Genomic DNA, 8,599 nt, shown 5'->3' with positions numbered 1-8,599 from the left:
CATCTACCGCAGGTCCCGGTGCAGCCCGAATCGAATGACGTCAATCGCCAAGGCCATCCTCACGCTGGAGCGGCAACGCTGAAGAAGCTCACTGACTGCCGTGCAGTGGGTATCCGAAGCTGAACACTCATGGGCGGCCGTATCCCTGAACAGAGCGTTGGGTCCTTACCTCAGCTGGCGACGTTATTTCGAAGCCTGGATCACGCTGGCCCGGGCCGCGTGCCAGGCTGCCCGCGGCAACGCGGACCGGGCTGCCGGGGCAGGTGCCCTGACCGACCTCGGCAGCGCTCTGCGGCAGGCAGGACGGAAGACCGAGGCGATCGACGCGCATACAGCGGCATGCACGCTGTTCGAACAGGGCGACGACCTCCCGGGCCTGGCCATGGCACGCAACGCCCTCGGGATCGCCCTCCAGGAAGCGGGGCGCCTGCTGGAGGCAGTGGAGGTACACACGTCCAATACCAGGCTGTTCCGTTCTCTCATGGACGACTGGGGCGAGGGTCTGGCGTGGACCAATCTGGGCGGCGCACTGCGCAACCTGCGGCGGGCAGCGGAGGCGGCGGACGCCCACCAACGGGCCTGCGTCCTCCTCCAAACTGCAGGCGACCGGCATACGGCCGCCTCGGCGCAGGGCAACCTCGCCCGGTGTCTCCTCGACGTGGACCGTCCGTCGGAGGCCATCGCGATGTACCGCCAAGCCCTCGCAACACACACGGAGTTCAACGACTGGTACGGCGCAGGGATCGCTCTGGCCGGTCTTGCCCGAGCCTACGAGAGCACGCACGATCACGCGCAGGCCCAGGACCACTGGTCGCGAGCTGCCGAGGTGTTCACCCGCGCCAACGCGTACCAGGACGCGGCAGCAGCGGCCCGATCGGCGGCCACGGAAGCGTCCGGACCCCAGAAGTGAAGCCATACGCCCTGTGCCGGCGGCCCCCTCGTCCGCACCGACCACGCTGGCAGCCGGCCGGACCCGGTGGGGCCGCGAACTGAAGTACCGTGCGGCACCAGGAGGGCTGGGCGGCGCGGTATCGCCAGGCTGCGAGGCACTTGGTCCGAGCGGATGTCAGAGGTCCCTGCGAAGATCACGGCCATGGAGCTCCTCACCGCCCTCGCCGGGCTCGACGCCCACCCCTGGGCCACCGTCAACCACGCCTACGGCCCCGCTGAGGACCTGCCCGGGTTGTTGCGCACCTTCGCCGAGGGCGGTGAGGACGCCGAGGAGGCGCTGGACGAGCTGTACGGCTCGATCGTGCACCAGGGCACCGTGTACGCGGCCAGCGTCGACGCCGCCCCGTACCTTGCCCGAATCGCCGCCTCCGGCCGGCAGACCGTCGATGCGCTCCGGCTGCTCGGCTGTCTCGCCGAGAGCGAGGACGAATACGGCGTCGAGCCGGGTGCCGTCCGGGCCGTCGTGACCGCCCAACTGCCGCTGCTCATACCGCTGCTGTCCGATGGGGACGCCGCCGTCCGGCAGGCGGCCGGCTGGACGGTCGGCCACACCCGGGACAGCTGCACCGCCCTGCCCGCCGTCCGGGCCCGCCTGGCCGCCGAGACCGAGCCCGCCGTCCGGGCCGAACTCCTCACCGCGTACGGCCGGTTGGACCGCGCGGGCGCCGTCGCCGAGGCCCGCGCCCTGCTCGGCCCGGACACGCCCGCGCCGCTGCGCCTGGCCGCCGTGTTCGCCGCGTTGGACGCCGAGGAGCCGTGGCTCGCCGCGCACCGCGACGCCGTCCTCGGCCTATTGCCCGCGCGCGAGACGGCCAGGTCCGGCTACGCGGACGAGCACCGGGAGCCGCTGAGCGTCGTCGTCGGTATCCTGCTGGGGCGGGACACCGACGCCGACCGCGAGAGTGCCCTCGCGCTGCTCGACGCCGCGCTGCGTGACGAGCGTCCCGAGGTGCGGGCCGAGGCGTTGTGGGCGGCCGACCGCGCCTGCACCATGTCCCGCAGCGCCCCGCAGCGGCTGATCCCCGCGATCGCCCCGCTCGCCGCCGACTGGGCGGCCGCCCAACTGCTCGGCAAGATCGGCCCGGCGGCCGCCGAGGCCGCGCCCGTCCTCGCCGAACTCGCCGCGCAGCCGGAAGACGAGCCGGCCGACCAGGCCCTCGCCGCGCTCGTCCTGGTGGCGCCGCAGGCCGCCGCCCCGCTGCTGGCCCGGGCCCTCGGCAGGCGCCCGCGGGCCATGCAGTGCGCCGCCGGGTCCCACGCCCCGGCCGACGCGCCCTTCCCGTTCGACCCCGAACTGTTCGCCGCGGTCCGCGCCCGCCTGGCCGCCAAGGCGCTGGAGCGTCCCGAGGGGCGCAAGGACTGCGGTTGCCCGACGACCGAGGACCACAACGACACCGCCCAGCTGGTCCACCTGCTGCGGCAATGGGGCCCACAGGCCGTCGAGGCGCTGCCCGAACTGTGCGCCATCCTGCCCCGGTTCCAGTACGCGGCCACCGCGATCACCGCCGTCGCCGCCGGCATCGGGCCGGAGCGGCGCGAGCAGACCGCCAGCGCCCTGCGGGCCGACGCCCGGAAGCTGTTCGTGGCGCAGGCACTGCACGAGCTGACCGGCGAGACCGGGCCGCTGTTCGCCGCCGCCGAGGCGGCGCTCGCCACCGGTGCGCGCGGCGGTGGCGAGGCCGCCCGCGCCTTGGCCGACCTCGGCCCGGCAGCCGCCCGCCTCACCCCGGCCCTGCGGACGTCGCTCGGCCGCACCATCGACCGCGACACCACGCCGGAGGTGGACACCGACCTCGCCCTGGCTCTCGCCCTGTGGCGGATCACCGGTGAGGCGGCCGAGGTCGTCCCGGTGCTGGCCTCGGTGTTCGACAGAAGCGAGGGCCGGCGGTGGTTCCACTGGACGGCCGCCCGCGCCGCCCGCGAGGTCGCGGTGCTCGGCCCGGCCGGGCGCCCGCTGACCGCTCGGCTCCAAGCTCTCCTCGACGACCCGGCCCAAGCACCCTCGGCCGTCCTCGGGCTGCTCGCCGTCGCCGATCCGGCCGGCCTCGACCGCGCCCGGCTCGCCGAGGCGGTGCTGCACTCGGTCGAGACCCCCGCCGACCTCAAGGGCGCCTGCGACGCCCTGCGGGCGCTCGGCGCCGCCACCCTGACGCCGGAGCAGCACGACCGGCTGGCCGCGCTCGCCACCGGGGACCGCCGCCTGGTCGTCTCCGGTTCCGACCACGCGATCATCCGCGAGGACGAACAGCTGCGCGCCACGCTGGCGTCTGTCCTCGACCGGGTCGGCTGAGGCCCAGGTCCTCTCTTTCGGATCTTGCCGGTGCCCAACACCGAGCGCCCGGGAAGATCCCAAAGAGAGGGCCCAGATCAGATGCCCTCTTGGTCACCATGGTCGCCATTCCGCTCGACGGCATCCGTGAACTGCTCATGCACCCGCAGTTCACGCCCCCTGCCTGGACTCGTCAGGACGACAGTCTTGGCCTCGCCAAGGGCGTTGGGACCCGCCCCAAGTAGCTCGCGCGTGATCAGCACCGCATCGAGTACCTCGACTCGGCGCTCACTCAGCAGCCGCTGCACAGCAGCCATCCCGCCATCACCCGTCAGCAGCGGCCGGCACTCGTTGACGAGCGCCTCAAGCCGAACAGTCCTCTCCGGATGCAGCCCACTGATCGCCATCCCGCCCTCCCTCCATCACGCCCAGCCCCTTCCTCGATCATCCCCGACGTCGGCAGCAACGGGCGATTGCCCGCCGAGCAGGAGGCACTGCGAAACTCGAGTGCAGTCGCTTCTCCGGTTCTGGCACACGTTCCATGCCCCGTCACGGTGAGCCACTGACGCTCTGGCAGCGACGGCTAGGCTTGCCGGGTGTCGTCAGTGAACCTGCGTCATTCCGTTCGCGCGATCATCCTCGACGAAGATGACCGCATCCTCCTGTGCCGATTTGCGATCCCGGACCCGGCGCGGACAGTCGTATGGGCGGCTCCCGGCGGGGGGATCGAACAAGGCGAGACGCCGCTCGGCGCGTTGCGTCGCGAAGTGCGCGAAGAGGTAGGTCTCATGATCGAGGCAGACCCGCCGCATGTCTGGCACCAGGAGGTCGTGGCGCCGGGTCACGCGTCCGGCTACGACGGCGTAATCAATGATTACTTCCTCGTGCGCAGTGCGCAGTTCGAGCCTCGCGGGACCATGTCCGACGACGAGCTCGCGGCCGAGAACATCACCGGGCTGAAGTGGTGGTCCCTGCCAGACGTCGCCGGTTATCACGGTCCTGCCCTGTTCTCTCCCCGGGACCTCGCCGGACCTCTGGGCGCATTGATCACCTCAGGAGCTCCGGAGGAGCCGGTGCCGCTCGGCCTGTGAAGCGAACCGGCCCGTCACGCCTTCCGGGTCCGGTCGTGTGGCCGGGCAGCCGGGCTCAAAATCTGCTGCGGGTACGTATCCCGGCTGCGCATCATCAGGCGAGAAGGACGCGTTCACGAAGAGACAACCGAGGATGAGATCGACGGACCTCTGTTAGGTGGAGAGCCCCTGTGCGTCCGGTCAGCTACGGCGCGCGGGTGCGAGCCGGAGCCGTCTACGCCGTGGTCCGCTGGGGAGAACGGCCGAGGGCGTCGCGCAGGGCCCAGTACGCGGGTTTCGCCTCGTACGCCGTGTCCCAGGGAAGGGCGTTTCCCGGGCTGGGGGGATAGGTGCGGATGTCGGCCGTGGAACCGTACCGGTCGGTGAAGCCCCAAGTGGAGAAGGACGTGCAGTTGGGTTCCTCGGTGCAGACGGCGAGTTTCCCCGCGAACCGGCGGGCCTGGACGTCCTCTTCGCCGTCGTCGACGAGGACGTCCATCTCCGAGACCCGGGCTTCGAGGCCGAGCCCGGCCAGCGCCCGGACCTTGCGCCGGAAGACTTCGGGGTCGGTACGGTCGGCGGCGGTGTACTCGTGGTTCTGGAAGCCGACACCGTCGATCGGAACGCCGCGTTGCCTGAGCCGGATCAGCATCGCGTAGAGGGCGTCCCATCGCGGCCCGTCCTCCTCCACCCCGTACTCGTTGAGGTAGAGGACCGCATGCGGGTCGGCCTCCCGGGCCGTGCGGAAGGCGATGTCGATGTACTGCTCGCCCATCGCCTCGAACCAGAGGTGTGGCCGGACGCCGAGGTTGCCGTTGGTGTAGTCCTCGTCCTCGTCGGACATGGGCTCGTTCACCACGTCCCATTCCGCGACCTTCCCCCGGAAGTGGCCCGCGACCGCCCGGATGTGATCCGTCATGACGCGTCTGCGGTCCTCGCTAGTCATCTCGGCTCGCATCCACGCGGGCAGCGCCTCGAACCAGACGAGCGTGTGCGCGTGCACCTGCATCCCGTTGGCCTCGGCGAAGTCCACCAGGGTGTCGCCCTCCTCGAAGGCGAACACGCCGCGTCGCGGCTGGACGAACTGCGCCTTGAAGTCGTTCTCCGGCGTGAGTATCGAGAACTCCTCCCCCGCCGTCCTGCGGTAGGCACTGTCGGTCAGCAAAGGGCCGACGGCCAGGGCGGTCCCCAGGCGGATCGGACGCCGGAGGTCCGCCGCCAGGTCACGCAACGCGTCGATGGAGCGGGCTACTTTCAGGCCGGGGGCATCCCGGACGGACAACCGTCCACGGCCCAGGGGCATCGCACGGAGTCCGCGGAGCGTCCAGCCGTCCCCACTGCCCTGCGCGTCCGCGCCGAACCAGATACGGCCATCGCCGAAGACGTCCCGCCCCGCGACATTCCCCACGACGGTCCCGTCGGCCTCCAGCACCAGCCTGTTCCCCCGCACCTCGACGGCGAGGCGGACGTCCTCCCCGAAGCCCTTGCCGAAGGTACGGGTCACAGCAGGCTTGTCCGACTCCCCGTCCCAGCGCTCGAATCGGACCCGCCCGCCGGCCACACCGATCCGCACGCCGCGCCGCTCCTGACGCCACTCGTCGTACACGACGGGAGTCTCACCGTACAGATGCAGGTAGGCGTCCGTGCCGTCCAGACGTGCCAGGCGCGCCTCGATCCGGATGTCGCCTCTGAACACGAGGCGGGGACCACGCAGGTTCACCGGCGGATTGGGCTGCCCACCGCTGCCGTCCTGTCGTGTGATGCGCCGGTCGAGGCGTGTAATGCGAACTCCTGAGCGCGTCGGCTTCGCCCCGGCGAAGTGAGCCCAGTCCCGGCCCTCGATCAGGTCCGTCACCGGCCCCCGTGCAGACGCGGAGCCATCGGTGCAGGACATCGAGGCCCCAGCGAGCAGGGTGCAGACACCAGCCGCGACAACGCTTCTGCGCCGTATGACCACCGGCACTCCCCTCCCACGCCTCTTCGCCGACCGCACCGCCGCCTTCCCTGCCACGCCGAGGACGGCAAACACGGTGTACGACGCAGCGCGGACCGCGCCCGTCACCGCCGCGACCTGATCAGTCCGCTCATGGCGACGCACCACGAACAGACCACGGCAGCAACCACTTTGCCGGCACACACGGCACAGGACACGAAACCCTGGTGTCGGGCATCCTCCTGTTGTGTGTTGCCGGCCTTGCCTACTGGCGTCCCGCGCCGACGCCACTTTGTGGCACAGCGGGATGTGCGCCTGCCAGGGCTTCCACGGCTGCCGCGACCTCATGAGGGCTGGAGATCATGGTCAGGTGGCGGGCGCGAGGTATGAGGGTGGGGGACGGTGCGCCGATGCGCCGGGCGGTCTGCTGCGGGGTGTTCTTGCTGAACACGTCGTCCTGCGCACCGAACACGACCGACTTCGGGATGTGCAGGGCGGCAAGACGAGCCACCTGGCTCGCTGGGATACCGGGCACACCCTGGCCGAGCATGCTCCACAGTGCCCCCTCCGCGCCCGGCACCTGCAGCGGCCGACGCCACTGATCCAGTCCGGCGGCGTCGAGACGCGGACAGGTCGGTCCGCACTGGGCGTCGTATACGGAGCGGATCAGCCAGTCCGTCCGGAGGCCGATGCGCAACAGGCTGGTGCGGTAGGGATCGATCAGCAGGTATTTGAGGGCTGCTGGTGGACCGGCGCCGGTGTCCAAGGCGTCTCCGTCGAGCAGCATCACACTCCCGATCCGTCCCGGGGCGCGCAGTGCCGCCTCTGCGACGACTGCGGCTCCGCTGGAGTGGCCCACCAGCAGGGGACGCTCGCCCGGCGCGCCGAGGTGCATGGCGTTGAGGAAGCCGAGGAGTTGCCGGGTGAAGTGGTCGACGGTGTAGGGGCCGCGGCGTTGGCTGTAGCCGTCCCCGGTCAGATCGAGCGCGTAGACCCGGTGATCGCGCGCGAGGAGCGGCGCCAGTCGTGACCAGGTGTCCACCTGCTCGAAGGCACCGTGGACGAGGACGATGGGCGAGCCGGTGGTACCCCATGTCTGGTAGCGGGTACGGATATCGGCCGCCTGGATGTACCTCAGCCCCTGAGGGCGTGCGGCGCGTCCTGCGGTGACGGCGTTGTAGGTGAATGAGGCCGTGGTGACGACGGCCAGCAGGACGGCACAGCCGAACGCTGCACGTCGCAACCACCGCCTGATCCGCGGACGACGCCGCGGTGGTGTGCCCAGTGCGGGGTCGGAATCCGCTGGCGGAGGCTTGCCTGGCCCGGGCTGCAAGTCGGTATCCACGTCGGTTCCCTGTCTGTCCTCGCCGGCAGTCCCCACGACTGCCACGGTCACGGATGATGCAGAGGCGGCAAGGCACAGCACGCTTGCCGCACCCACCCCCACAGAATCGCCCCATCCGGGACCGAGATCATCCACCGGGAGTCGTCAGCACGCGTACTCCCGCGGGAGGAGCAACTCCCCGCCGGGACGACGCCGCGTACCCCGGACGGCGGGAGCTCCGAGACCAGGTGTCTCCTGACACACCCGACAGCAGTCTGATCGACTGCCAGCCGCTCGTGCCCACCACCGTGGCCGGCCCGACAGGCCCGGTTCTGCGGCCGGGGCGAACTCCAGGCCCGCCGTGGTGTTGCCGGTCGTCGCCCACAGGTCGGGGACGCCGTCGCTGTTCGAGTCGCCGGAGGCGGTGAACAGCGTCCGGGCCGTCATCGTCCAACCGGTCGCGTAGGCCGTCCTGTGGGCGCCGCCGCTCAGCGACACCGGGTCAGTGCCGCCGTCTGTCAGAACGCGGCTTCGGCGGTACGCGAGCATCATCATCGGAAAGCACGCGCAGGCGCGTTGACTCGCCCTGCGCCACTCGTACGCCCCCATCAACCGGAGAATCCATACCAACCTGGCGAATCGCAGCGGACAGCCCGCTCGCATCTGTGTGAACACTGATCAGATGCGTTCTTGGTTTCGCGGGACATTTTGCCAGCCATCGCCCAGTGGATCTTTGTCCGGGATCTCTGCGGGAGGGCTTCGCAGTCTCGTGCCAGGCGGCGGTGTTGTATCAGCAGACCGAAGGGCCGCTCCTTCACCCACCGCTTCGGCAGGGGCTCGAACCCGTGCGTCCGTGGTCGCTGGAGCACTTCCACGCCGATGCCCTTGGTCACGCTCGGATGGGCCGCGGCCAGGTCGTCGAGGAGGTGCTTGCCGCCTGCGGTGTCGTGCACGTTCGTGACTCCTCCTCCGGCTGAAGCCGGGGGCTTCTCGTTACGCCGGGTTGGCGTTGCGACGGACCAGCCCGGCCCGTAGAACGTTGGTGGCTCCCA

6 protein-coding genes and 1 pseudogene are annotated in these 8,599 nt (G+C 70.7%); 4 read left to right on the top strand and 3 right to left on the bottom strand.

Annotated elements, in window-relative coordinates:
• From ACIRR9_RS55370 to ACIRR9_RS55360, 3 genes and pseudogenes are all read left to right on the top strand, one after another.
• Window positions 1-82 (top strand): annotated as a pseudogene (locus ACIRR9_RS55370) (IS5/IS1182 family transposase); the annotation flags it as partial.
• 18 nt (window positions 83-100) lie between these two features.
• Entirely contained in the window at window positions 101-910 is an 810-nt protein-coding gene (locus tag ACIRR9_RS55365; RefSeq protein ID WP_403769524.1) for a tetratricopeptide repeat protein, read from the top strand.
• Window positions 911-1,093: 183 nt separating this feature from the next.
• On the top strand, window positions 1,094-3,241 hold the full coding sequence (locus ACIRR9_RS55360; protein ID WP_403769522.1) for a hypothetical protein: 2,148 nt from the start codon (window positions 1,094-1,096) through the stop codon (window positions 3,239-3,241).
• Window positions 3,242-3,318: 77 nt separating this feature from the next.
• Here the strand turns inward: ACIRR9_RS55360 and ACIRR9_RS55355 are convergent, their stop codons facing one another.
• Window positions 3,319-3,627, bottom strand: a complete 309-nt coding sequence (locus ACIRR9_RS55355; protein WP_403769519.1) for a hypothetical protein — start codon at window positions 3,625-3,627, stop codon at window positions 3,319-3,321.
• Between the two features lie 189 nt (window positions 3,628-3,816).
• Here ACIRR9_RS55355 and ACIRR9_RS55350 point away from each other — a divergent pair, with 189 nt between their 5' ends.
• Complete coding sequence (locus ACIRR9_RS55350) at window positions 3,817-4,311, top strand: NUDIX hydrolase (protein WP_403769516.1); 495 nt, start codon at window positions 3,817-3,819, stop codon at window positions 4,309-4,311.
• 214 nt (window positions 4,312-4,525) lie between these two features.
• Here ACIRR9_RS55350 and ACIRR9_RS55345 read toward each other — a convergent pair whose 3' ends face one another.
• Both ACIRR9_RS55345 and ACIRR9_RS55340 read right to left on the bottom strand, forming a co-directional pair.
• Window positions 4,526-6,010 (bottom strand): endo-1,4-beta-xylanase, encoded by a 1,485-nt coding sequence (locus ACIRR9_RS55345; RefSeq protein ID WP_403769513.1) that lies wholly within the window; start codon window positions 6,008-6,010, stop codon window positions 4,526-4,528.
• 478 nt (window positions 6,011-6,488) lie between these two features.
• Window positions 6,489-7,466: an alpha/beta fold hydrolase gene (locus ACIRR9_RS55340; protein ID WP_403769510.1), complete on the bottom strand. Its 978-nt coding sequence runs from the start codon at window positions 7,464-7,466 to the stop codon at window positions 6,489-6,491.
• Between the last annotated feature and the right edge of the window lie 1,133 nt (window positions 7,467-8,599).

The organism is Streptomyces sp. NPDC101234, from assembly GCF_044767525.1.
Classification (GTDB): Bacteria; Actinomycetota; Actinomycetes; order Streptomycetales; family Streptomycetaceae; genus Streptomyces; species Streptomyces sasae.
The sequence above is the reverse complement of the archived record's forward strand: the minus strand, read 5'-3'. Positions and strand labels throughout refer to the sequence as shown.

What these genes read in the sequence shown, in the direction of transcription:
- ACIRR9_RS55360 (WP_403769522.1), top strand. Translation starts at nt 1,094, where the DNA reads ATGGAGCTCCTCACCGCCCTCGCCGGGCTCGACGCCCACCCCTGGGCC.
- ACIRR9_RS55355 (WP_403769519.1), bottom strand. Translation starts at nt 3,627, where the DNA reads ATGGCGATCAGTGGGCTGCATCCGGAGAGGACTGTTCGGCTTGAGGCG.